We start from the raw sequence: 21,789 nt of genomic DNA, 5'->3' as shown, positions 1-21,789 counted from the left end.
AAGTAACGCTAGACTTACGTTGTAAGCCAGTCAAGGAGGCAGTGGATGGGACAGCGCCGCACGAAGCCGCGGCGGGCGCCGCTGAGCCGGGACCGGGTGGTCGGCGCGGCGATGGCGCTGGCCGACGAAAAAGGGGAAGGCGGGGTCACCATGCGGGCGGTCGCCGCCCGGCTGGGCGTCGAGGCGATGTCGCTCTACAACCACGTGGCAGGCCGGGACGACCTGCTCGACGGCATGGTCGACGCCGTGTTCGGCGAGATCGAGCTGCCCGATCCGGCCGCGGGCTGGAAGGAGAGCATGCGCGACCGCGCCGACTCGTCCCGGGCGGCGCTCCGGCGTCACCGGTGGGCCGTCGGCCTGATGGACTCGCGCAAGCAGCCCGGTCCGGCCACTCTTCGTCACCACGACGCCGTGCTGGGCGCTCTGCGTGGGGGCGGCTTCTCCGTGGTGATGGCCGCGCACGCCTTCTCGGTGATCGACAGCTACCTCTACGGGTTCGTGCTCCAGGAGCTGAGCCTGCCGTTCCGCGACTCGGCCGAACTCGACGAGGTCGCCGCCGGGATCGTGGAGGTCGCGCCCGTCGGGGACTACCCGCACCTGATGGAACTGATGACCGAGCACGCCCTGAAACCGGGCTACGACTACGGGGACGAGTTCGAGTTCGGCCTGTCCCTGATCCTCGACGCGCTGGAGCCGGACGAGGCCTGAGCCGGGTCAGGCCTTGGCGCAGTCGGCGCAGAGACCGACGATCTCCACGGTGTGCGAGATGTCGGAGAACCCGTTGCCGCTGGCGATCTTCTCCGCCCAGCGTTCCACCGCCGGGCCTTCCACCTCGACGGTGTACCCGCAGCGGCGGCAGACCAGGTGATGGTGGTGGTGCGACGAGCACCGGCGGTAGATCGCCTCGCCGGACTCGGTGCGCAGGACGTCGATCTCCCCGGCCTCGGACAGCGACTGCAGCGTCCGGTACACCGTGGTCAGGCCGATGCCCTCGCCGCGCTTGCGCAGCTCGTCGTGCAGTTCCTGCGCCGAGCGGAAGTCGTCGACCGCGTCCAGCAACTCGACCACGGCGGCGCGCTGCTTGGTGGAACGGCGGCCGGGCAGCGGGGCGCGGCCCCTGGTCGGGGTGCTCACGGGTGCTTGCCCTCCTGCACGTGTGCCACCGCGTCCACCACGATGTGCGCCAGGTGGTCGTCGACCAGGCGGTAGACGACCTCGCGGCCACGACGCTCGCCGTGCACCACGCCGGCGGCCTTGAGCACGCGCAGGTGCTGGCTGATCAGCGGCTGGGCCACCTCGAGCGAGTCGACCAGCTCGTGCACGCAGCGGTCGCCTTCGCGCAGTTGCAGCACGATCGAGATGCGGACCGGCGCGGCCAGCGCGCGCAGCAGTTCCCCGGCCTCGACCAGGGTGCCCGACGACGGGGTCGGCGCGTGCGGGGACGGGGTCCTGGCCGGGGAGTGCACGTGCTCGGCGTCCTCCGGCAGACCGGGGGGCGCGGCGTCCGGGCTCACCGTCGGCATCGTCCACTCCAGCGGTTGGCGAAAAGGGTTGTCTTTACCATCCTAATGCTTCCCGGAGGCTGGCTCGGCGCGGAGCGCTCCGTTGAGGGTGGCGGTGGGAGACGGGCGGGCTGGGCCGTTCGAGTGACAACGAGGGTAAATCGTGAGTAAGTTTCCTATCTTGTGGACTGCCGTGCGAAGTTTGGCCGGGTTCGCGGCCACGCTCCGTGGTCTGGGGTGACGCGAGCAACCCACGCGGGCGATCGCGCGTGTGTGTTACGGCAGAAGCGCCTATGAAGCTGAGGAGCCATGACGCGTTTAGTGACGAAGCTGGCCGCCGGCACGACGGCATTGGCCTTCGCGGTGGTACCGGGGGTGGCCTCGGCCCAGGTGGACGAGGAGACCGGCCCGGTCGCCTACGCCAACGCCGCCGCGGCGAAGGTGGGCGAAGGTGAGAACGCGGGCACCGTCGTCACCGAGACGCAGAAGTCCCCGCTCAAGGCGGGCCAGTCGAAGCTGGGGCCGGAGCGCAACCTGCTGCCCAAGGACGACGGCGAGAAGAAGGCCATCGGCGCGAACTACCTGATCCACCTCGGCAAGTACAACCCCGACGCCAGCCCGTACCCGGCGGACGTGGACAGCCGCGACCACAACGTGGTGGCGACGCTGAAGGACACCAACGTGCCCACGGCCACCGCCGAGACCAACTACGCGCTGCAGGACGTCACCGTCGGCGGCGAGACGGACCTGGACAACACCTTCCTCGTGCTGGACGGGGCGAAGTCCACCGTCGAGTGCGCGGCCGCCGGCGACCTCACCGGCTCCACCACCGTCAAGACCATCTGGGTCCGCGACGACACCGGCGAACTGGTGAAGAAGACCCCCGACGCCGACGGCAAGGTCGAGGTCAAGGGCGTGCCGGTGGGCGCGTCGACGGACAAGAAGGGCGAGGACGCCGCCAAGACCGTCTCCGACCTCACGGTCCGGCCGATCACCGAGTTCGACTCGCTCCTGCGCCAGGAGCAGTGGCGCAGTGGTGAGCTGAACGCCGCCGCGGGCTGGCTCGTCGAGATCGTCACGCACGTCAACGACAAGGACGGCAAGGCGGTCGAGGACGTGAAGTCCCGCTACGTGTTCGGTGGCGTCAGCTGCTCGATCCCGAAGAACTTCACCCCGGCCGACCCGGAGTCGAGCACCCCGCAGGTGCCGACGAAGATCCCGGCGGGCGTCACCGCGCCGGCGGACTCGGACGGCGTGTCCCCGCTGGGCCTGTCGCTGCTCGGCGGTGGCGTGCTGCTGGGCGCCGGTGCCGTGCTGACGCTGCGCCGCCGTCCCGCGCCGGTCGAGCGGAAGAACTGACCTGGTGGAGAAGCCACCCGCGGTCGAGGAAGTCCCGCGCCGCCGCAAGTTGATCGCGATCGTGCTCGCCGTGGTCGCGGTGGTCGTCGCCGGAGTCGGGGTCTGGGTGCTGGTGAGCGGCCCGGACCCCGCCCCGGTGGCGCAGGCGCCCGCCCCGGCGCCCGCGCCTTTGCCCGCGGCCACCTCCGCCCCGCAGACGGCGGTGCAGGTGGCCGAGCCCGCGCAGAGCCCCGGCACCGTCCGGCTGCCCGAAGGCGGCACGGCGAAGCTGATCCGCAAGGAGGTCACCGCCGACGGCGTGCTGCCGATCCCCGACGGGCTCGACGAAGCCACCTGGTGGGGCGCCAAGCTCGGTGACGCCCAGGGCGCGGCGCTGCTGTCCGGGCACGTGAACTGGAAGCGGCAGAACGGCCCGTTCTACGAGCTGTGGCGCAGCACCCCCGGCCAGGAGGTCAGCGTGGTCGACACCGGCGGTGGCCAGTGGAAGTACCGGATCACCGAGGTGGTCACGCTGCACAAGAACGACCTGCCGGACCACGCGCAGAAGCTGTTCGGCCAGGACGGGCCGCACCGGCTGGTGCTGGTCACCTGCGGCGGGGACTACGTCGGCGGTACCGAGGGCTACGAGGACAACCGGATCGTCACCGCGGAACTCGTCTCACGGCCGTGAACCGGCGGTGATCCGCGATTGCCTGCTCACCCCAGGCAAACCCCTCGCGGAGCGCCGGGGAGGGGGCGGATACTCTGACGGTTCCCAGTCAGAGTTTCGTCCCCGCATGTCACGGAGCGTGGAGTGCCCGCCAACACCATCGAGACCGTAGTCAGTCTCTGCAAGCGTCGTGGTTTCGTCTTTCCGTGCGGGGAGATCTACGGGGGTACCCGGTCGGCGTGGGACTACGGTCCGCTCGGCGTGGAGATCAAGGAGAACATCAAGCGCCAGTGGTGGAAGTCCATGGTGCAGGGCCGCGACGACGTCGTCGGCCTGGACTCCTCGGTCATCCTGCCGCGGCCGGTGTGGGTCGCCTCCGGGCACGTCGGCGTGTTCACCGACCCGCTGGTGGAATGCCTGTCCTGCCACAAGCGCTTCCGGGCCGACCAGCTCGCCGAGGAGTACGCCGAGCGCACGGGCAAGCAGGTCGCCGAGGACGAGCTGTCCGACGTGCCCTGCCCGAACTGCGGCAACCGCGGCCAGTACACCGAGCCGCGTGACTTCAACATGATGCTCAAGACCTACCTCGGCCCGGTGGAGTCCGAGGAGGGCCTGCACTACCTGCGCCCGGAGACCGCCCAGGGCATCTTCATCAACTTCCTCAACGTGCAGACCACCTCGCGGAAGAAGCCGCCGTTCGGCATCGGCCAGATCGGCAAGTCCTTCCGCAACGAGATCACCCCGGGCAACTTCATCTTCCGGACCCGCGAGTTCGAGCAGATGGAGATGGAGTTCTTCGTCGAGCCGGGCGAGGACGAGGTCTGGCACCAGCAGTGGATCGACACCCGCACCGCCTGGTACACCGACCTCGGCATCAAGTCCGAGAACCTGCGCCACTACGAGCACCCCAAGGAAAAGCTGTCGCACTACTCGAAGCGCACCGTCGACATCGAGTACCGCTTCGGCTTCGGCGGCCAGGAGTGGGGTGAGCTCGAAGGCATCGCGAACCGCACCGACTTCGACCTCACCACGCACTCGAACCACTCCGGCGTGGACCTGTCGTACTTCGACCAGTCCACCGGCCAGCGCTACCGGCCGTTCGTGATCGAGCCCGCGGCCGGTGTCGGCCGCTCGATGATGGCCTTCCTGGTCGACGCCTACACCGAGGACGAGGTGCCCAACGCCAAGGGCGGGGTCGACAAGCGCGTGGTACTGAAGCTGGACTACCGGCTCGCGCCGTACAAGGTCGCGGTGCTGCCGCTCTCGCGCAACGCCGACCTCACGCCGAAGGCCCGCGACGTGGCGACCACGCTGCGCCGCAACTGGAACGTCGACTTCGACGACGCCGGTTCGATCGGCAAGCGCTACCGCCGCCAGGAGGAGATCGGCACCCCGTTCTGCGTGACCGTCGACTTCGACTCGCTCGAGGACCACGCGGTCACCGTGCGCGAGCGTGACTCGATGCGCCAGGAGCGGGTCTCGATCGACCAGCTGGAGTCCTACCTCGGTGCGCGCCTGATCGGCTGCTGATCCCCCGACGGCGGTCACGGCAGGTCGTGACCGCCGCGGTGTCCGAAATGGAGCTTCGAGGCGAGCCCCCCGCGGCGATCGCCGCCCGGCGTCCGCCCAGTCCACAATGGACTGCGGACGGCGGTGGTGAGGGGGTGCTCGCTACCGAGCGTGCATCTGTCAGGATTTCCCCACTATGACTGCGCGAATTCCCGGACGAGTGAGTGCTGCCCGCTGGGTGCGCCGGGCCGTGGTCGGCGCGGTGCTGATCACGCTGCTCGTGGTCGGGGGCACGGCCGCGCGGGTGTGGCACGTCGCCCGCCTCGACGACCGGTCCCCGGCCGACGTGATCGTGGTGCTCGGCGCGGCCCAGTACAACGGCAAGCCTTCGGAGGTCTTCCGCGCCCGGCTGGTGCACGCCAAGCAGCTCTACGACACCGGTGTGGCCAAGTACGTGGTGACCTCGGGTGGGTCCGCCGAGGGCGACAGCTTCACCGAGGCCGAGGCGGGGGCGCGCTGGCTGGTCGAACGCGGGGTGCCGCGCGAGCACACGATCGCCGTCGGCGAGGGCCGGGACACCCTCGGCACACTGCACGCGGTCGCCGACGAGGTGCACCGGCGCGGGCTGAGCACCGTGGTGCTGGTCAGCGATCCGTGGCACTCGCTGCGGTCGAGGACCATGGCCGAGGACGTCGGCCTGGACGCCTGGAGCTCGCCGACGCACAGCGGGCCGATCGTGCAGACCCGCGAGACCCAGGCCAAGTACATCTTCCGGGAAACCGGGGCGCTGCTGTTCTACCGGATTTCGAAACGCCCCGCCGACGATATCGGCGGCACCGGCCTCGGCTGAGGAAAGGTATTCCTCCGCCGCCGATCATGTGATTCTCCCGGTGCGCGGAAACAATTCTCACGCGGCGCTGGGCTTGCCGGTTCCGCCGGGTAACGGCGGCACCACGGAGAGCCGCCGGTGGGTGTAGCCCTGGATCGGGCGGGCCAGCGCGGCCAGTCCGGCCGGGGTCAGCTCGGCCCGCACCCAGCTGCCCGGCAGTGCCGGGCCCGCCGCCCTGATCAGTCCCGCCCTGGCCAGTTCGTGGGAAGTCGCCTGGTCACTGCAGTGCAGGCCGTCGACCCGCAGGTCCGGCTCGCAGCTCGCGGTCAGCTCCGCACGGCCCGCCTGCACCGCGCGCAGCATCGCGCGGGCCCGGTGGGTGATCTGCTGGCTGATCTGCGTTGTCTCAGGAGTGACGACTTCGGCTCTTTCGGCGTTTGTCATAACTCATCACCGCCTCCGTGGTTCCAGTGTTCGTGGTGACCGGAATCACAATCGTCTCCTGGTTTGCTTTCCGGCGGCACCCGAGAAAGTCCCTAGGGGAACCCCTATTTCGGATCCGGCCGCTCTCGTGGCCCGCGCTTAAACTGGTGCGGGTGAACTCCTACACGGCCCACGACGCCGAGCGGCGGCTCGCCGAACCGCCCAAGGGCGCGGTGCTGCCCGGCGCGCGTGCCGACGCCCGCAGCGCGTTCGCGCGTGACCGCGCCCGGGTGCTGCACTCGGCCGCCCTGCGCCGGCTGGCGGGCAAGACGCAGGTGGTCGGGCCGGGGGAGGGCACCGAGGTCAGCGGCGTGCCGCGGACCCGGCTGACGCACTCGCTGGAGGTCGCGCAGATCGGCCGCGGCATCGCCGAGGAACTGGGGGCCGACCCGGACCTGGTGGACACCGCCGGGCTGGCGCACGACATCGGCCACCCGCCGTTCGGGCACAACGGCGAGCACGCGCTCAACACCGCGGCGAGCTCCTGCGGCGGGTTCGAGGGCAACGCGCAGACGCTGCGCATCCTGGCCAGGCTGGAGCCGAAGGTGCTCGACGGGCCCGCCAGCGCCGGGCTCAACCTGACCAGGGCCTGCCTGGACGCCGCCACGAAGTACCCGTGGCCGCGGCGCGCGGGCGTGGCGAAGTTCGGCGTCTACGAGGACGACCTCGGCGTGTTCACCTGGATGCGCGAGGGTGCGCCGGAGGGGCGCACCTGCCTGGAGGCCCAGATCATGGACTGGGCCGACGACGTGGCGTACTCGGTGCACGACGTGGAGGACGGCGTGCTCGCCGGGCGCATCTCCTTCCGCGTGCTGGCCGACGCGCAGGAGCGGGCGGCGCTGGCGGAACTGGCGGCCAAGCACTTCTCCGCCAGTCCGGTGTCCACTTTGGAGGGTGCGGCGCGCGGGCTGCTGGAGCTGCCGGTGGTGGCCGAGCTGGCCAGGCGCTACGACTCCTCGCTCGGCGCGCAGGTGGCGCTCAAGCGGATGACCAGCGAGCTGGTCGGCCGGTTCGCCTCGGCCGCGGTGACCGGCACCAGGGCGGTCCACGGCGACGGCCCGCTCACCCGGTACGCCGCGTCGCTGGCCGTGCCGGACCAGGTGGCCGCGGAGGTCGCGCTGCTCAAGGCGCTGGCGTTGCGGTACGTGATGAGCGACCCGCGGCGGCTGGCCATGCAGGACGGCCAGCGCCAGTTGCTCGCGGAGCTGGTCGAGGTGCTGGTGCGGCGGGCGCCGGAGCCGCTGGACCCGGTCTTCCAGCCCGCGTGGGCGGAGGCGGCCGACGACGCGGCCCGCCTGCGGGTGGTCATCGACCAGGTCGCCTCGCTGACCGACGCCCAGGCCCACGCTTGGCACTCGTGGCACACGGGGATGCACAGGTAGGGTCGGTGACATGGCAGCTCCAGCCGAACTCCGGCACCTCCGGTTCGCGCTCGCCCTGCACTCGAAGGCCGGTGCCGCGGGCACCTGCCTCTCGCCGTACTCCGCGGCCAGCGCGCTGACGCTGGTGGCCAGAGCGGCGCGTGGTGAGTCGGCCGAGGAACTGGTGCGGCTGCTCGGCGAGGTGGACGGCCAGGCGAAGCTGCTGCGGGCCGCGGCCGAACTGCACGGCCCGGACAACCAGGACACCCCGGTGCTCAAGGTGGCGAACACGCTGTGGGCCTGGGACGGGCTGGAACTGCGCGACGAGTTCACCGCGGAACTGGCGGACTGGCCCAACGGCTCGGTCGCGAGCGCGCCGTTCGTCGACGACCCCGAGGGCGCACGCCGGACGATCAACGCCGACATCGCCACCACCACCCACGACCTGATCCCCGAACTGCTCACCCCCGGTTCGGTCGGCCCGGACACCGTGGCCGCCGTGGTCAACGCCCTCTACCTGAAGACCGCGTGGACCAGCCCGTTCCGCGAGCACGCCACCACCGAGGCGCCCTTCCGCACGCCGGGCGGCGAGGTCCGGGTGCCGACCATGCAGCAGACCGAACAACTCGGGTACGCGCACACCGGTGGCTGGCAGGTGGTCACCCTGCCCGCGGTCGGTGACGTGGAGGCCGTGGTCCTGCTGCCGGACGGCGAGCTGGCCGCCGCGGAGGCGGACCTGGACGCCGAGCGACTGGCGGAACTGTTGTCCGCCAAGCAGTTCACCCAGGTGAGCCTGGCACTGCCGAAGCTCGAACTGGACCTGCGCACCGATCTCACCGCCGTGCTCAAGGCGCTCGGCGTGCGGACGCTGTTCGGCCCGGAGGCCGATCTGACCGGCCTCAGCCCCGATCCGCGGCTGGTCGTCTCGGACGTGCTGCACCAGGCGGTGCTGCGGATCGACGAGAGCGGCCTGGAAGGCGCGGCGGCCACCGCGGCGATGATCCGCATGGTGTCCATGCCCATGGGCGATCCGGTACAGGTGCGGGTGGACCGGCCGTTCCTGTTGCTGGTCCGCCACGCCGGCACCGGCGCCGTCTACTTCCTCGCCAGGATCACCGACCCCGTTCGGGGCTAGCGCAACACCTCGCCCGCGAGTCTGCCCAGGTAACCGGCGAACCGCCGCCGGTCCTCGGCGGGCCAGTGCGCGACCAGTTCGCCGAACGCCGAGCGCTGGTACTCCTGGGCGGCGGCGAGGAACTTCTCCGCCGCGGAAGACAGCGACAGCCGGGCGCGGCGGGCGTCCTGCCCGGAGGTCTCGCGGAGCACGAACCCGTCGCGGACCGCGTCGGTGATCATCCGGCTCGCCACCGAGCGGTCCAGCCCGAGCTGGCGGGCCACGTCGGCCACGGTCACCTCCGGATCCGCCTGCGCCGCGCTGTGGATCGCGTCGATCACGTAGAGGTTCTGGACCGTCCACGTCTCGGGCGCGCCGTCGTAGAGCCGCTCGACCACCTCGGGCGCCCACCGGCGCGACCAGAACCGGACCAACCGGAACAACGCCGGTCCGCCACCGTGCTGGCCGGGCCGGACTTTCTCGTTTTCGGTCACCTCAGCCTTTCTTCGAAACCAAGATCACCCATGCGGGTATGGCCGGACATACTGCCATGCCCTTGATGCGTGCATATCGCACGCGTTAACGTGTGCGATATGCACGCGAATCAGCGTAGTCGCTCGCTCGCCTTCGCCGGCCTCCTACTCGGGATGTTGCTGGCACAACTGGATTTGACCGTGGTCGTCACGGCATTGCCGATGATCGGCGCCGAGTTGGACGCGGGTCCGGCGGTCGCCGGGATCACCGCCGCCTCCCTGCTCACCGCCACCGTCTCCACGCCGATCCACGGCCGCTTCGGTGACCTGTACGGGCGACGGGCCGCGTTCGGCCTCGCCGTCGCGCTGCTGGCCGCCGGTTCGGCGTGGTGCGCGGTGGCCGGTGACATCGGCTCGCTCATCGCCGGGCGGGCCGTGCAGGGCGCCGGGGCCGGCGGGCTGATCGTCGGGGCGATGGCGGCGCTCGGCGAGTTGTTCAGCCGCGGGGAACTGATCCGGCGGCAGGGCTGGCAGGTCGCCGTCGGTGCCGTCGCCTCGCTCGCCGGACCGCCCGCTGGCGGCCTGGTCGCCGACGCCTGGGGCTGGCGCTGGCTGTTCTGGGGCAACCTCCCGCTGTGCGCGGTCGCGCTGGTGCTGGGGCTCGCCGGGCTGCCCGGCCGCCGTCCCGGTGACCGGGGCGAGCGGCTGGACCTCCGTGGTTCGGCGCTGCTGGTGCTCGCCGGTGCCGCGGCGACCGCGCTCGGCACGGTGCCGGAACTGGCGCGCAGTCCACTGTGGACGCCGCTGCTGGCCGGGCTCGCGGTGGCCGCCGGATTCGCCTTCGCGCGGACGCAGACGCTCATCCCGCGGCGGATCTTCGGCGACCGCGTGGTGGTGCGCTCGGTGCTGGCGACCACGCTCGCCGGGATCGCGCTCTACGGCACGTTCACCTACGTCTCGCTGGTGATCACGCTCGGCGTCCGCGGTGACCCGGGTGCCGCCGGGCTCCTGCTGCTGGCCATGACGGGCGGCTCACTGCTCGTCTCCAGCGGTTTCGCCGTGCTGGCCCGGCGCTGGCCGCGGATGCTCGCCTGGGGCCGCTGGGGCTGCGTCACGGGCATCGCCGGGCTCACCCTGATCGCGGTGTCCCTCCACACCGGCGGGGTGGCGCTGCTGGCCGCCGGGCTGGTGCTCACCGGCGGCAGCTTCATGCTCGTGGTCTCCGCCTACACCGTGCTCGCGCAGGGACGGGCGGCTCCGGCGGAGATGGGCGCCACGATGGGCGTGTTCACCTTCGCCAGGCAGGCGGGCGGGGTCGCCGGGACCACCGTGCTCGGCTGGCTCGCGCTGCTGGTCACCGGCGGGTTCGGCGCGGCGGGGCTGACCGTGGTGTTCGCCGCCGCCGCGCTCGCCATGGTGGTCGCGCTCGCCTGCTCGCCGCGCGCTGTCACAACCGAGGAGGCCGTCTCGTCCACCAGTGCGTAGGACGAGACGAAGGAGGGCGACCATGCCTCGAATCCCCGCGCTGGCCACGAAGGACGGCGGGATCGTGTTGCGCGTCATCGACCGGGTCGCGCGGCGGCGCTTCGGCGCGATCCCGGAACCGATGGCGGTCAGCGCGCACAACCCGAGGGTGTTCTGGGCCGGGCTGGTGACCGAGCTGTTCGCGGAACGGGTGGCCAAGGAACTCCCGGTCAGCGTGCGCGAACTGGCGGTGTACCGGGCGGCCGTCCAGCTCGGCTGCTCGTGGTGCGTCGACTTCGGCACCATGCTGCAGAGGCACCAGGGCCTCGACATCGACCGGCTCAAGTCGATCGACGACTACGCCGGGTCGCCGCTGTACAGCCGTCAGGAACGGCTCGCGCTGGCCTACGCCGACGCGATGACCGCCACCCCGGTCGCGGTGACCGACGAGCAGGTCGCCGAACTCGAAGCGGAGTTCGGCCGCAAGGGCGTGCTGGAGCTGACCTACCAGATCGCGCTGGAGAACATGCGGGCCCGGATGAACACCGCGCTGGACATCGCCGAGCAGGGCTTCACCTCGGGAGACGCCTGCCGTGTGCCCCAGGTCACCCCGCCGCCGCCCGCGGCCGGTTAAGCAGTTTCCGATTAATCACTGAGCAGGTCACAGAAGCGTTACCGGACAAGATCGATCTCGGGTACCCGGAAGGGGTCCGGGATCGGTCTTCCGGCCGTTCGGGCCGCCCCACTCCCGCATTCGCGGCCTGCGGACAAGATCGTGCACGGGATTGGCCGAGTTGGTTTATCACTCACCGAGATTCGGGCTAACAATTAGTGGTTCCGCGTGGTTATGGTTGCGCCAAGAGCGGGTTTTGTGTGCTCCGGCTGGGAAGTCTCGGGGGCCAGTCAGTAATGCCGGTGGGCTATTGAATCTGGTTCCGGCACGGCCGCGGGATGACGAATGGAGCGTGGCACGAGATGATAAGGGTGTTTCCGGCACGCCGCTGGCCGGCGGTGGCCGTGGCGGCCGCCGGACTGGTGGCACTGACCGCCTGTGGTGGCCCGAACACCCCTGGTACGCCGGGGGGCGGCCCCGCGCCCGGGCCGGGCGGGCTGCTCGACCGGGCCCCGGTGGCCACCGAGGCGGAACTGGCCGCGAGCCCCACCGCCGCGGCCATTCGCCAGCGCGGCCAGTTGATCGTCGGCGGGGAACTCGATCTGCCGTTGCTTTCCGAACGGAATTCGATTACCGGCGAAACCGAAGGTTTTGACGCGACGCTGGCGAAGCTGCTGGCGAAATACATCATCGGCGAATCCACGGTGAAGATCGCGAAAGCCACTCCCGAGACGCGCGAGACCCTGTTGCAGGTCGGCACGGTGGACGCGGTGATCCGCATTTACACGATCACCCCGCAGCGCGCGCAGAAGGTCGCCTTCGCCGGGCCGTACCTGATGTCCGGCCAGTCGATCGCCACGCTCAGCCGGGAACGGTCCATCAGCAAGCCCGCCGACCTCGACGGCAAGGCCGTGGCCGCGGTGGCGGGCACCACCAGCGTCGAGGCGCTCAAGAAGGTGGCCCCGACCGCGCAGGTGCGCACCTTCGGCACGGCCAACGAGTGCATCCAGGCGCTCGAAGCCGGGCAGGCGGTGGCCTACGTGCACGACCTGACCGTGCTGGCCGGGGCGGCCAGGCTCAACGACAAGATCCGCGTGATCGGCCAGCCGTTCACCAGCGACCCGTACGGCATCGGCCTGCCGCCGGGGGACACCGAGTTCAAGAAGTTCGTCAACGACTGGCTGGCCAAGATCGTGCAGGCCGGGATCTGGGAAGAGCTGTGGAAGGAGTCGCTGGGCACCGTCGTCGCCGGTCAGCCACCGGCCCCTCCGCAGCTGGGTTCCGTCCCGGGGTCGTAACCCCACGAGGGAGGAACGCGGCGTGACAACGGCGTCTTGGCTGCGGACTGTGGTGGCACTGGGTGCGGTGGGCCTGCTGGCCCTCACCGGGTGCAGTGATAGTGGCGCGCCCGCGGGAGGGGTGGCGCCGTCGGCTCCGCTGAGCCTGCTCGACCGCGCTCCGGTGGCGAGCGAAGCCGAGATCGCGGCCAGCCCCACCGCGGCCGCGATCCGCGAACGCGGGCAGTTGCTCATCGGCGGTGAGCTGGACCTGCCGCTGATGTCCCAGCGCAACCCGATCACCGGCGAGACCGTCGGCTTCGACGCCACGCTGGGCAAACTGCTGGCGAAGTACCTCATCGGCGAGCCGAACCTCAAGGTGGTGCGGTCGATCTCCGAGACGCGGGAGGCCGTGCTGCAGACCGGCACGGTCGACGCGGTGATCAGCACCTACACCATCACCCCGGAGCGGGCGCGCAAGATCAGCTTCGCCGGGCCGTACCTGGTCTCCGGGCAGGCGATCGCCACGCTGAGCACGGAGAACCGCATCTCCACCCCGGCCGACCTGGCGGGCAAGAAGGTGGTCGCGGTGTCCGGCACCACCAGCGTGGACGCGATCAAGCGGAACGCGCCGGGGGTGCAGCTGAGCACCTTCGGCGCGGCCACCGAGTGCATCCAGGCGCTCGAGGCGGGCGACGCGGTGGCCTATGTGCACGACATGACGCTGCTCGCCGGGACAGCCCAGCTCAACGACAAGATCCAGATCGTCAGCGAGCCGTTCACCGAAGAGTCCTACGGCATCGGCATCCGGCACGGCGACGAGTCGTTCAAGGAGTTCGTCAACGACTGGCTGGTCAAGATCCAGCAGAGCGGGCTGTGGGGCGAGAACTGGACGGAGACGCTCGGCCAGGTGGTGCCCGGTGACCCGCCCAAGCCCCCGCCGATCGGCTCCGTGCCCGGCTCGTGAGTCAGTCCGGCAGGCGGGTCAGCTTGTCCGGGTTGGCCAGGTCGTAGATCGCCACGATCCGGCCGTCGCGGATGGCCACCGTGGTGACGTGCACGTCCAGCGGGACGTGGCCGTCGTCGCCGGGGGCGGCGGGCAGGTGCAGCCCGAGGTCGCCGTTGACCAGCACCGGCCTGGCCCCGTCGAAGGCGCTGTCGGTGTACTTCCGGAGCAGGCCCGCCAGGAACCGGGCGATCTTGTCCGCGCCCACCATGAGCCGGCGGCTGGTCCTGGCCTTGCCGTCGGAGTCGCCGATCAGCACCACGTCGGGGTGCAGCACCTCGGCGACCGCGCGCACGTCACCGGCGTTGAACGCGGCCATCAGCCGTTCCAGCAGGGCCTGCTGCTCGGCCATCGGCGCCCGCGGTGGCGGATCGGCCTCTTCCAGCGCCTTCCGCCCGCGTGAGGCGTGCTGCCGCGCGGCGGCCGGGGAGCAGCCGAGGATTCCGGCGATCTCGGCGAACGGCACGGAGAACGCGTCGTGCAGCACGAACGCCACGCGCTGCTCGGGGGTGAGCCGGTCGAGCACCACCATCGCCGCCATCCGCACGCCGTCGTCGCGGACGGCCACGTCGAGCGGGTCCTCACTGGGGCGCGGGCCGAACCCGGCCATGATCGGTTCCGGCAGCCACTGGCCGACGTAGCGTTCGCGGCGGACCGTCGCCGAGCGCAGCCGGTCCAGCCCGAGCCGCCCCACCACCGTGGTCAGCCAGCCGCGCGCGTCCCGGATCTCCGCGCGCTGGGCGTCGGTGAGCCCGGCCATCCGCAGCCACGCCTCCTGCACCGCGTCCTCGGCGTCGGACACCGAGCCGGTCAGCCGGTAGGCCACCGAGATCAGGTGCGCGCGGTGGGCGGTGAACTCTTCAGCCAGCAGGTCCCCGGTGACGGCCATACCCCGAGTCTGCAGCATCCGGTGCCCTCCGGAACCGCCCGGGCCGGGCGCCGGAGCCGAGCACTAGAGTGGACACGTGGCGGGACGGATCCGGGAAAGCGATATCGCGGAGGTGCGTGACCGCAACCGGATCGACGAAGTCGTTGGCGAGTACGTGGCGCTGCGCCGGGCCGGTGGCGGCGCGCTGAAGGGGCTGTGCCCGTTCCACGACGAGAAGACCCCGTCGTTCAACGTGCGCCCCACGCACGGCACCTTCCACTGCTTCGGCTGCGGTGTCGGCGGCGACGTCATCAAGTTCCTGACCGACCTCGAGAAGCTCACCTTCGTCGAAGCCGTGGAGCGGCTCGCCGACCGGGTGGGCCTGCGGCTGACCTACGAAGGCGGCGGCGGGAGCGTGCAGCGCGACCGCGGCACCCGCTCGCGCATGGTCGAGGCGCACAAGGCAGCCGCCGAGTTCTACGCCGAGCAGCTGCTCGGCGAGGACGGCCGGATGGCCCGCGACTTCCTCAACGAGCGCGGCTTCGACCCGGTCGCGGCCAAGACCTTCGGCTGCGGGTACGCCCCCGGCGGCTGGGACAAGCTGACCAAGTACCTGCTCAAGCGCGGGTTCGAGCTGGCCGAGCTGATCAAGTCCGGGCTCGTGCGCGAGGGCAGGCAGGGCCCGATCGACCGGTTCCACCGGCGGCTGCTGTGGCCGATCAAGGACCTCAGCGGGGACGTGGTCGGCTTCGGCGCGCGGCGGCTGTTCGACGACGACCGGATCGAGGCCAAGTACCTCAACTCCAGCGACAGCCCGATCTACCGGAAGTCCGAGGTGCTCTTCGGGCTGGACATGGCGAAGAAGGAGATCTCGCGGCGGCACCAGGTGGTGATCGTCGAGGGGTACACCGACGTGATGGCCATGCACGCGGCCGGGGTGCCGACCGCGGTGGCCACCTGTGGCACGGCGTTCGGGCAGGACCACATGAAGGTGCTGCGCCGCCTGCTGATGGACGACGACGCCTTCCGCGGTGAGGTGATCTTCACCTTCGACGGTGACGAAGCCGGGCAGAAGGCGGCGCTCAAGGCGTTCGAGGGCGACCAGACCTTCGCCGGGCAGACCTACATCGCGGTGGCGCCGGACGGCATGGACCCGTGCGAGCTGCGCCTGGCCAAGGGCGACACCGCGGTCAAGGACCTGGTGGCGCGGCGGACCCCGCTGTTCGAGTTCGCCATCCGCAGCCTGCTGCGCTCCTACGACCTGGAGTCGGTGGACGGGCAGGTCGCCGCGCTGCAGAAGATGGTGCCGATGGTGGCGCAGATCCGGGACCGCGCCAAGCGGGACGGCTACGCCACCAAGCTGGCCTGGTGGGTCGGCTGGCCGGACGAGTCGATGGTGGTCAAGCGGGTGCGCGCGGCCGCGGGTGCCAAGGACAAGGCCCAGCAGGGACGGCCTGCGGCGGCCGCGTCGTCGAACCCGCAGGACGTGACCAGGCCCAACCCGGGCGACCCGCGCCTGACCGTGCAGCGCGAATCGCTGAAGGCGGCGCTGCAGGAGCCCGCGCTGGCCGGTCCGGAGTTCGACGCGCTGCCGGACGAGGCGTTCACGCACCCGGCGTATTCGGCCATCCGCAAGGGGATCCGCGAGGCGGGCGGCGCCTCGGGCGGCATGGCAGGCCCGGCGCTGCTCGAGGCGACCGCCCAGCACTGTCCACAGGGGATGGTGCGGCGGGTGCTCAGCGAGCTGTCGGTGGAACCGTTGCGCGCCAGGGGCGAGGTGGACGCGCGGTACGTCTCCAGTGTGCTCGCGGCGATGCAGGAGAACCTGGTGGGCAGGCAGATCCAGGAGATCAAGTCGAAGCTGACCCGGCTGTCGCCGGTGGAGGCGCCCGACGACTACCGGGCGCTGTTCGGCGATCTGGTGGCGCTGGAGCAGTACCGCAAGGCGTTGCGCGAGCAGTCTGTGGGCGGGCTGGACTGATGGGCCTGTGGAAGCGGTTGTTCGGCGACCGGCTGCCGGAGGACTTCGGCGGTGAACTGGCTCCCGGGGAGGACGCGCTGGCGGCCGCGCCGGTGACCAGCGGCGGGTACCTGGTGGTGACCCCGCTCGGGCTGTGGGTGCCCGGCGAGGGCGGTCCGCGTCGCATCGGCTGGCACCTGATCAGCAAGGCGGTCTGGGGCGAGAACACGCTCACGGTGACCGAAGCCGAGGAGACGGGCAAAGCCGGGGAAGCGGTTCTGCTGACCGACCGGACGCCGGTGCGGTTCGGCGTCGAGGCGCCGGGCAAGGTGCCGCCGATGGTGCGCCAGCGCGTCGACGGCTCGATCCGGGCGCGGCACCGTCAGGAGCTGCCCGGCGGGGTGGCGTGGTTCCTCACCCGGAAGGTGCCGGGCACCGATGGCACGGTGCTGCAGGTGCGCGCCGATCCCGGGGTGGACCCGGAGCTGGTGGCCGGCATCGCCGAGGACGCCTCGCGGAAGCTGGTGGAGCCGGAGGTCTAGCAGTACAGTCGTACTGCATGTGGGATCCGGCGAAGTACCTCGACTACCAGGACGAGCGCGCTCGTCCGTTCCACGACCTGCTGGCGCGGGTGGGGGCCGCCGAGCCCCGCCGCGTCGTCGATGCCGGGTGCGGTCCCGGGAACCTGACGCCCTCGCTGGCCGGGCGCTGGCCGGGCGCGGTGGTGGAGGCCTTCGACAGCTCACCGGACATGGTCGCCGCGGCGCGGGCCAACGGTGTCGACGCGACCCTGGCCGACATCACCCGATGGGAGCCTTCTGCCGACACCGATGTGGTGCTCACCAACGCCGTGCTGCAGTGGGTGCCGAACCACCGTGAGCTGCTGGTCCGCTGGGCGGAGGCGTTGCCTTCAGGGGCGTGGATCGCGATGCAGGTGCCGGGAAACTACCGGGCACCTTCACACGATCTGGTGAGAAAACTGGCGGCCACTTCGCGGTGGTCGCGGTCACTGGACCTGCCCGGCGAGGACACGGTGAGCGAGCCGCAGGACTACGCGGAACTGCTGGCGGCGCGGGGGTGCGCGGTCGACGCCTGGGAAACGACGTACGTGCAGCACCTGACCGGGGAGGACGCGGTGCTGGAGTGGATCACCGGCACGGTGCTGCGCCCGGTCAAGGCGGCGCTGGACGCGGCGGACTGGGAACGGTTCCGCTTCGAGCTGGGCTCGCTGCTGCGCGATGCCTACCCGCCGAGGGCGGACGGCACCACGTGGTTCCCCTTCCGCCGCGTCTTCACCGTGGCGCGGGTCTCCTAGCTCTGGCTGGGTTGGTGGGTGGCCCGGTGCCCGTTGGTGCTGTGCCGTTCGCCGAACGGCAGCTTCTCGCCCACCTTGGCCCTGGCGATCCCGGCCGCGCCCTGCACGGCGGGGTGGTCGGCCAGCTTGCGGTAGGTGCGAACGATCTGCTCGTACCGGCTGCGGCCCGCCCGTGCGCCCAGCACGTAGCCCACCGCAGCGCCCAGCAGGAACTTCTTCATGCCTGTACGCCTCCTTTGTTCGCTCGCGTCCATTGTTCCTCAGATCGCGGACGGGGGCCCGGTGCGAGCGCGCTGAGGGCATGGGTTAGAGTTCTTCGTGTCAGGCCGGAGTGATCCGGTCAGGCCAGCGATCCCCTGTAGCTCAATTGGCAGAGCAGCCGGCTGTTAACCGGCAGGTTATTGGTTCGAGTCCAATCGGGGGAGCATCCGCCCAGGTCACCGACCTGGGCTTCGTTGTATCCGGTCCTGGTTGGTGGCGAATGGACGGGTCATGACCACCGCGCTGATCATCGGTGACATCCAGCGGGGCATCACGGGCAACTACCCGTTCGCCGAGCGAGTCGTGCCGCCGCTGACCGAACTGCTGCCCCGTGCCCGTGCGGCTGGGGCTCTCGTGGTGTTCGTGCACATCGCCTTCCGGGCCAACGGAGCCGACCTGCCGCCGGGCAATCCGATGATCAGGGCGTTCTTCGACGCCGGGGACGCTTTCCACGAGGGATCGGCCGGGATCGGAATCGACCTGCCGGTCGCCGAAGAGGATGTCGTCGTGCGGAAACGCCGCGCCAGCGCGTTCGCCGGTACCGATCTCGACCTCGTGCTCCGGGCACGCGGTGTCGGCACCGTCGCGATCGCCGGAGTCGCGACCAGCGCGATGGTGGCCGCGACGTGCTACGACGCGGCGGACCGCGACTACCGGGTGACCGTGCTGCGGGACGGTTGCGCGGACGGCGATCCGGCGATGCACGACTTCTTCATGGACGCGGTCTTCCCCAGCCGGGGGTTCGAAGTCGTGTCCTGCGCCGACTGGCCCGGTGGCCTGTCCGGATAGGACGGTCAGCTTCCGGTGAGGTGGGCGAGTGCGGTGATGACGCGCTCGGCGATGTCCTCGGGCCACTGGAAAGAAGGGGCCACCGCTCGCTGGTGGGCCAGGCCGTGCAGGCCCAGCCACAACGCGACCGCGTCGGCGGCGAGGTCGGTGCTGGTGGCGCAGCCGGCGTTCACGCAGTCCCCGAGTGAGTCGGAGAGCAGGCGCAGGGTGGCCTCGCCGAGGGTGTACATGTCTTCCTCGGTCAGTGAACTCTCGTTCAGATCGGGGATCCAGAGCCCGCCGAACATGGTGCGGTAGCGACCCGGGTGGGTCTCGGCGAACGCCAGGTAGCTGTGGCAGATGGCGAACAGCCGCTCCCGTGGGCCGTCGGCGGCGTGCGTGGCGGCGCGCAGCCGGGCGTCCAGGTCCGCGAAGGCGTTCTGCACCACGGCCAGCATGATCGCGGGCTGGTCGGGGAAGTGGCGGTAGATCGACGGCGCGGCGATGCCGACCTGGCGCGCGACCGAGCGCAGGGTGATGGCGGACTCGTCGCCGGTCTCGTCGAGCAGTTCGACCGCCGCCGCCACGATCTCGTCGCGCAGGCGGGCGCCTTCCCCGCGGCGGTTGCGCGTGCGGGGCGCGGCCTTCTCGGTGTCCATGCCGGTTACCTTACACCTGAAAACTTATCTCCGTTAACCCTTGTCATCGGTCGGCTAACGCTCGTAGTCTTACGGCTGTAAGCACAGCCGAGCGAGACAAGGGACAGATCATGGGAAACGCCACCGAGGTGGTCCTGCCGGGCAAGGTCGACGCGGACGGCCTGCACGTCCGCACCCGCGACCTCCCCGCCCCGGCCGCGGGCCAGGTCCTGCTGCGCATGGACGCGACCGGCGTGTCGTTCGCCGAGCAGCAGATGCGGCGCGGCAAGTACTTCAACCAGCCGCCGTTCCCGTTCGTGCCCGGGTACGACGTGGTCGGCACGGTCACCGCGGTCGGCCCCGGCGTGGACTCCGCGCTGCTCGGCCGCCGGTTCGCCGCGGTCACCAAGGTCGGTGGCTGGGCCAGCGCCCTGGTGCTGGACGCCGCTGATCTGGTCGCCGTACCGGACGGCGTCTCCGCGGCCGCCGCGGAAACCGTGGTGGTCAACGGGATCACGGCCTGGCAGATGCTGCACCGGGGTACCGAAGTGCGCGCGGGCGGGACGATCGTGGTGCTGGGCGCCAACGGCGGTGTCGGCTCCACCCTCGTGCAACTGGCGCGCCACGCCGGGATCAAGGTGATCGGCACGGCGTCGGTCCGCCACCACGCCGCCCTGCGGGAGCTGGGCGTGATCCCGGTCGACTACCACGATCCCGAGCTGTACCGGCGGATCCGGGAGATCGCGCCGGACGGGGTGGACGCCGTGTTCGACCACGTCGGCGGCGCCGGGATCGTCGAATCGTGGCGACTGCTGCGCCGCGGCGGAACCCTGGTTTCCTATGGCACCGCGGCTTCGAAGGACGTGGACGGCAGTTCGCAGCTGCCTGTCCTGAAACTGTTCGGGCGGCTGATGCTGTGGAACCACCTGCCGAACGGCAAGAGCGCGTTCTTCTACAACTTCTGGGCGGGCAAGCGCCGCCTGGACGCCTTCCGCGCCCGGCTTCGCGAGGACCTGACGCAGGTGCTCCGGCTGCTCGCCGACGGCGTCCTCGTCCCGCAGATCGCCGCGGAGATCCCGCTGTCCGATGCCGGTGCGGCGCTGGCGCTCGCCGAATCGCGCACGGTCGCGGGCAAGGTCGTCCTGGTGCCGGACCCGAGCCGGCCGTGAAGTGGGCGGCAGGCCGAGGAACCGGCGTGGTGAAGGTGGCAAGCTCCGCGCCGAAATCCTTTCCGCCGCGACCGAACTGCTCGACGCCTGCGGTGACCCGCGCGCAGTGACCCTGCGGGCCGTCGCCCGCCGGGCCGGCATCACCGCTCCCTCGATCTACGCCCACTTCCGCGACCAGCCCGCGGTCCTGCTCGACGTCGTCCAGGAAGCCTTCGCCGAGCTGTCCGGCTGGCTCCGGTCAGCCGTCGACGACGCGGACGGCGATCCCCGGCGGCGGCTCTACCTCGTTTGCCGCGCCTATCTCGACTTCGCCCACGAACATCCCGAGCGGTACCGCGCCATGTTCAGCGGAACCGGGCCGTCGAACGTGCTGGCTGTTCTCGCCGACTGCCTCGCCCGCTGCGTGGCCGCCGGGCACTGCACCAGCACCGATCCCGCCGCCGACGCGGTCGCGCTGTGGCTGGGCCTGCACGGGCTCGCCCACCAGCGTGCCGTCTCCGGTTCCTTCCGCTGGCCCGACGACATCGGCCGGCGAATCGCTTTTTCCCTGTCCCGTCTTGTCTGAGTCCACGATTCCCGGAGGTACCGACCATGACCACCACCGCCCCGATCGTCCCCGGCACCGGCGAGGTCGACAACCTCGCCACCTACATCAGCTTCGGGCTCGCCTACGTGGTCGGCCACGGTGCCGCCGCGGCGTCCCACGGCGCCGATCCGCTGGTCCGGCTGCCCGGCTGGCTGCCGTTGACGCTGCTCGGCATCGGCCTCGCCGTCGGCACCGTGAATGCCACCATCGCCGCGACCCGTGCCCAGCGCGGTGCCGGAAAACCCGAGGCGCTCGCCGGAAAATTGCTGGGAGCCGCCTGGATCACCGGCTTCACCGCCCTGTTCCTCACCATCACCGGCCTGTCCGCCGCGATCGACCACCCCGAACTGCAGGCCATGCTCTGGCCCGCCGGATCCAGCCTCGTGGTCGGCCTGCTCTACCTCGCCGAGGGCGTCGCGCGACGCAACGCGCTGCACTACAACCTCGGCACCTGCCTCGTGCTGATCGCGGGCGTTTCGGTCCTCTTCGGCACACCCGGGCTGTTCTGGATCCTGGCGCTCGCGGGCGGCTTCGCTTACGCCGTGGCCGCCGTCATCGAGCGCCGGCGACTGGCCAGGGGGTGAG

Annotated in this window: 24 protein-coding genes, 1 tRNA gene and 1 pseudogene; 19 read left to right on the top strand and 7 right to left on the bottom strand. The window is 70.9% G+C overall.

From position 1 onward, the window contains the following. The first annotated feature begins 45 nt into the window (after positions 1-45). A complete protein-coding gene (locus L3Q67_RS45175) occupies positions 46-708 on the top strand; it encodes a TetR/AcrR family transcriptional regulator C-terminal domain-containing protein (RefSeq protein WP_499187515.1) in 663 nt (220 codons plus the stop codon). A gap of 6 nt (positions 709-714) precedes the next feature. Here L3Q67_RS45175 and L3Q67_RS45170 read toward each other — a convergent pair whose 3' ends face one another. Further along, positions 715-1,134 (bottom strand): Fur family transcriptional regulator, encoded by a 420-nt coding sequence (locus tag L3Q67_RS45170; RefSeq protein ID WP_209664986.1) that lies wholly within the window; start codon positions 1,132-1,134, stop codon positions 715-717. Continuing rightward, positions 1,131-1,523 (bottom strand): ArsR/SmtB family transcription factor, encoded by a 393-nt coding sequence (locus tag L3Q67_RS45165; RefSeq protein ID WP_499187514.1) that lies wholly within the window; start codon positions 1,521-1,523, stop codon positions 1,131-1,133. The genes L3Q67_RS45170 and L3Q67_RS45165 overlap by 4 nt, the downstream gene beginning before the upstream one ends. A 288-nt stretch (positions 1,524-1,811) precedes the next feature. On the opposite strand from L3Q67_RS45165, the gene L3Q67_RS45160 reads away from it, so the two are divergent. The 4 genes from L3Q67_RS45160 to L3Q67_RS45145 all read left to right on the top strand — a co-directional run bounded on the left by L3Q67_RS45160 (position 1,812) and on the right by L3Q67_RS45145 (position 5,869). Then, entirely contained in the window at positions 1,812-2,861 is a 1,050-nt protein-coding gene (locus L3Q67_RS45160) for a hypothetical protein (RefSeq protein WP_499187513.1), read from the top strand. A gap of 1 nt (position 2,862) precedes the next feature. Then, complete coding sequence (locus L3Q67_RS45155) at positions 2,863-3,531, top strand: class F sortase (RefSeq protein WP_499191795.1); 669 nt, start codon at positions 2,863-2,865, stop codon at positions 3,529-3,531. Positions 3,532-3,654: 123 nt separating this feature from the next. Continuing rightward, on the top strand, positions 3,655-5,040 hold the full coding sequence (locus tag L3Q67_RS45150) for a glycine--tRNA ligase (RefSeq protein ID WP_499187512.1): 1,386 nt from the start codon (positions 3,655-3,657) through the stop codon (positions 5,038-5,040). A gap of 175 nt (positions 5,041-5,215) precedes the next feature. Continuing rightward, the gene (locus tag L3Q67_RS45145) at positions 5,216-5,869 is read left to right on the top strand and encodes a YdcF family protein (RefSeq protein WP_209664990.1); all 654 of its coding nucleotides are present in this window, start codon (positions 5,216-5,218) and stop codon (positions 5,867-5,869) included. 141 nt (positions 5,870-6,010) lie between these two features. Here L3Q67_RS45145 and L3Q67_RS45140 read toward each other — a convergent pair. Beyond that, positions 6,011-6,211, bottom strand: a pseudogene (locus L3Q67_RS45140) (hypothetical protein); the annotation flags it as partial. 233 nt (positions 6,212-6,444) lie between these two features. Between L3Q67_RS45140 and L3Q67_RS45135 the strand changes: the two are divergent. Together L3Q67_RS45135 and L3Q67_RS45130 are read left to right on the top strand one after the other, a co-directional pair. Next, entirely contained in the window at positions 6,445-7,713 is a 1,269-nt protein-coding gene (locus tag L3Q67_RS45135; protein ID WP_499187511.1) for a deoxyguanosinetriphosphate triphosphohydrolase family protein, read from the top strand. A gap of 10 nt (positions 7,714-7,723) precedes the next feature. Then, positions 7,724-8,827, top strand: a complete 1,104-nt coding sequence (locus L3Q67_RS45130; protein ID WP_499187510.1) for a serpin family protein — start codon at positions 7,724-7,726, stop codon at positions 8,825-8,827. Here the strand turns inward: L3Q67_RS45130 and L3Q67_RS45125 are convergent. Further along, the gene (locus L3Q67_RS45125; protein WP_499187509.1) at positions 8,824-9,300 is read right to left on the bottom strand and encodes a MarR family winged helix-turn-helix transcriptional regulator; all 477 of its coding nucleotides are present in this window, start codon (positions 9,298-9,300) and stop codon (positions 8,824-8,826) included. The two genes, L3Q67_RS45130 and L3Q67_RS45125, sit on opposite strands and share 4 nt — an antisense overlap. 99 nt (positions 9,301-9,399) lie before the next feature. On the opposite strand from L3Q67_RS45125, the gene L3Q67_RS45120 reads away from it, so the two are divergent. From L3Q67_RS45120 to L3Q67_RS45105, 4 genes are all read left to right on the top strand, one after another. After that, complete coding sequence (locus tag L3Q67_RS45120; protein ID WP_499187508.1) at positions 9,400-10,764, top strand: MFS transporter; 1,365 nt, start codon at positions 9,400-9,402, stop codon at positions 10,762-10,764. Between the two features lie 22 nt (positions 10,765-10,786). Then, the gene (locus tag L3Q67_RS45115; protein ID WP_499187507.1) at positions 10,787-11,377 is read left to right on the top strand and encodes a carboxymuconolactone decarboxylase family protein; all 591 of its coding nucleotides are present in this window, start codon (positions 10,787-10,789) and stop codon (positions 11,375-11,377) included. A gap of 341 nt (positions 11,378-11,718) precedes the next feature. Beyond that, entirely contained in the window at positions 11,719-12,654 is a 936-nt protein-coding gene (locus L3Q67_RS45110) for a glutamate ABC transporter substrate-binding protein (protein WP_499187506.1), read from the top strand. A gap of 22 nt (positions 12,655-12,676) precedes the next feature. Further along, positions 12,677-13,600 (top strand): glutamate ABC transporter substrate-binding protein, encoded by a 924-nt coding sequence (locus L3Q67_RS45105; RefSeq protein WP_499187505.1) that lies wholly within the window; start codon positions 12,677-12,679, stop codon positions 13,598-13,600. Between the two features lies 1 nt (position 13,601). Here L3Q67_RS45105 and L3Q67_RS45100 read toward each other — a convergent pair whose 3' ends face one another. Continuing rightward, complete coding sequence (locus L3Q67_RS45100) at positions 13,602-14,528, bottom strand: sigma-70 family RNA polymerase sigma factor (RefSeq protein ID WP_499187504.1); 927 nt, start codon at positions 14,526-14,528, stop codon at positions 13,602-13,604. Between the two features lie 76 nt (positions 14,529-14,604). On the opposite strand from L3Q67_RS45100, the gene dnaG reads away from it, so the two are divergent. The 3 genes from dnaG to L3Q67_RS45085 are packed head-to-tail and all read left to right on the top strand — an operon-like array spanning position 14,605 to position 17,782. Then, on the top strand, positions 14,605-16,488 hold the full coding sequence (dnaG, locus tag L3Q67_RS45095; protein WP_499187503.1) for a DNA primase: 1,884 nt from the start codon (positions 14,605-14,607) through the stop codon (positions 16,486-16,488). Continuing rightward, entirely contained in the window at positions 16,488-17,009 is a 522-nt protein-coding gene (locus L3Q67_RS45090) for a hypothetical protein (protein WP_499187502.1), read from the top strand. The genes dnaG and L3Q67_RS45090 overlap by 1 nt, the downstream gene beginning before the upstream one ends. Positions 17,010-17,026: 17 nt before the next feature. Beyond that, positions 17,027-17,782, top strand: coding sequence for a trans-aconitate 2-methyltransferase (locus L3Q67_RS45085; RefSeq protein WP_499187501.1), 756 nt, complete (start codon positions 17,027-17,029; stop codon positions 17,780-17,782). On the opposite strand, the gene L3Q67_RS45080 is transcribed toward L3Q67_RS45085, so the two are convergent. Continuing rightward, a complete protein-coding gene (locus L3Q67_RS45080; RefSeq protein ID WP_499187500.1) occupies positions 17,779-18,003 on the bottom strand; it encodes a hypothetical protein in 225 nt (74 codons plus the stop codon). The two genes, L3Q67_RS45085 and L3Q67_RS45080, sit on opposite strands and share 4 nt — an antisense overlap. Before the next feature lie 131 nt (positions 18,004-18,134). Between L3Q67_RS45080 and L3Q67_RS45075 the strand changes: the two genes are divergently transcribed. Both L3Q67_RS45075 and L3Q67_RS45070 read left to right on the top strand, forming a co-directional pair. After that, a tRNA-Asn gene (locus L3Q67_RS45075) sits at positions 18,135-18,207 on the top strand. A 67-nt stretch (positions 18,208-18,274) separates the two neighbouring features. Further along, positions 18,275-18,832, top strand: coding sequence for a cysteine hydrolase family protein (locus L3Q67_RS45070; RefSeq protein ID WP_499187499.1), 558 nt, complete (start codon positions 18,275-18,277; stop codon positions 18,830-18,832). Between the two features lie 5 nt (positions 18,833-18,837). Here the strand turns inward: L3Q67_RS45070 and L3Q67_RS45065 are convergent, their stop codons facing one another. Then, complete coding sequence (locus tag L3Q67_RS45065; RefSeq protein WP_499187498.1) at positions 18,838-19,470, bottom strand: TetR/AcrR family transcriptional regulator; 633 nt, start codon at positions 19,468-19,470, stop codon at positions 18,838-18,840. 110 nt (positions 19,471-19,580) lie between these two features. Here L3Q67_RS45065 and L3Q67_RS45060 point away from each other — a divergent pair, with 110 nt between their 5' ends. The 3 genes from L3Q67_RS45060 to L3Q67_RS45050 are packed head-to-tail and all read left to right on the top strand — an operon-like array spanning position 19,581 to position 21,788. Beyond that, positions 19,581-20,618 (top strand): medium chain dehydrogenase/reductase family protein, encoded by a 1,038-nt coding sequence (locus L3Q67_RS45060; protein WP_499187497.1) that lies wholly within the window; start codon positions 19,581-19,583, stop codon positions 20,616-20,618. Position 20,619: 1 nt separating this feature from the next. Next, positions 20,620-21,183: a TetR/AcrR family transcriptional regulator gene (locus tag L3Q67_RS45055; RefSeq protein ID WP_499187496.1), complete on the top strand. Its 564-nt coding sequence runs from the start codon at positions 20,620-20,622 to the stop codon at positions 21,181-21,183. Between the two features lie 26 nt (positions 21,184-21,209). Continuing rightward, entirely contained in the window at positions 21,210-21,788 is a 579-nt protein-coding gene (locus L3Q67_RS45050) for an ABC transporter permease (RefSeq protein WP_499187495.1), read from the top strand. Position 21,789: the final 1 nt, after the last annotated feature.

This window comes from Saccharothrix sp. AJ9571 (assembly GCF_021725495.1).
Taxonomy (GTDB): domain Bacteria; phylum Actinomycetota; class Actinomycetes; order Mycobacteriales; family Pseudonocardiaceae; genus Amycolatopsis; species Amycolatopsis magusensis.
The sequence above is the reverse complement of the archived record's forward strand: the minus strand, read 5'-3'. Positions and strand labels throughout refer to the sequence as shown.

Coding starts and splice junctions, on each gene's coding strand:
- L3Q67_RS45175 (WP_499187515.1), top strand. CDS start 46: ATGGGACAGCGCCGCACGAAGCCGCGGCGGGCGCCGCTGAGCCGGGAC.
- L3Q67_RS45165 (WP_499187514.1), bottom strand. CDS start 1,523: ATGCCGACGGTGAGCCCGGACGCCGCGCCCCCCGGTCTGCCGGAGGAC.
- L3Q67_RS45160 (WP_499187513.1), top strand. CDS start 1,812: ATGACGCGTTTAGTGACGAAGCTGGCCGCCGGCACGACGGCATTGGCC.
- L3Q67_RS45145 (WP_209664990.1), top strand. CDS start 5,216: ATGACTGCGCGAATTCCCGGACGAGTGAGTGCTGCCCGCTGGGTGCGC.
- L3Q67_RS45130 (WP_499187510.1), top strand. CDS start 7,724: ATGGCAGCTCCAGCCGAACTCCGGCACCTCCGGTTCGCGCTCGCCCTG.
- L3Q67_RS45120 (WP_499187508.1), top strand. CDS start 9,400: ATGCACGCGAATCAGCGTAGTCGCTCGCTCGCCTTCGCCGGCCTCCTA.
- L3Q67_RS45115 (WP_499187507.1), top strand. CDS start 10,787: ATGCCTCGAATCCCCGCGCTGGCCACGAAGGACGGCGGGATCGTGTTG.
- L3Q67_RS45110 (WP_499187506.1), top strand. CDS start 11,719: ATGATAAGGGTGTTTCCGGCACGCCGCTGGCCGGCGGTGGCCGTGGCG.
- L3Q67_RS45100 (WP_499187504.1), bottom strand. CDS start 14,528: ATGGCCGTCACCGGGGACCTGCTGGCTGAAGAGTTCACCGCCCACCGC.
- L3Q67_RS45090 (WP_499187502.1), top strand. CDS start 16,488: ATGGGCCTGTGGAAGCGGTTGTTCGGCGACCGGCTGCCGGAGGACTTC.
- L3Q67_RS45085 (WP_499187501.1), top strand. CDS start 17,027: ATGTGGGATCCGGCGAAGTACCTCGACTACCAGGACGAGCGCGCTCGT.
- L3Q67_RS45080 (WP_499187500.1), bottom strand. CDS start 18,003: ATGAAGAAGTTCCTGCTGGGCGCTGCGGTGGGCTACGTGCTGGGCGCA.
- L3Q67_RS45070 (WP_499187499.1), top strand. CDS start 18,275: ATGACCACCGCGCTGATCATCGGTGACATCCAGCGGGGCATCACGGGC.
- L3Q67_RS45065 (WP_499187498.1), bottom strand. CDS start 19,470: ATGGACACCGAGAAGGCCGCGCCCCGCACGCGCAACCGCCGCGGGGAA.
- L3Q67_RS45060 (WP_499187497.1), top strand. CDS start 19,581: ATGGGAAACGCCACCGAGGTGGTCCTGCCGGGCAAGGTCGACGCGGAC.
- L3Q67_RS45050 (WP_499187495.1), top strand. CDS start 21,210: ATGACCACCACCGCCCCGATCGTCCCCGGCACCGGCGAGGTCGACAAC.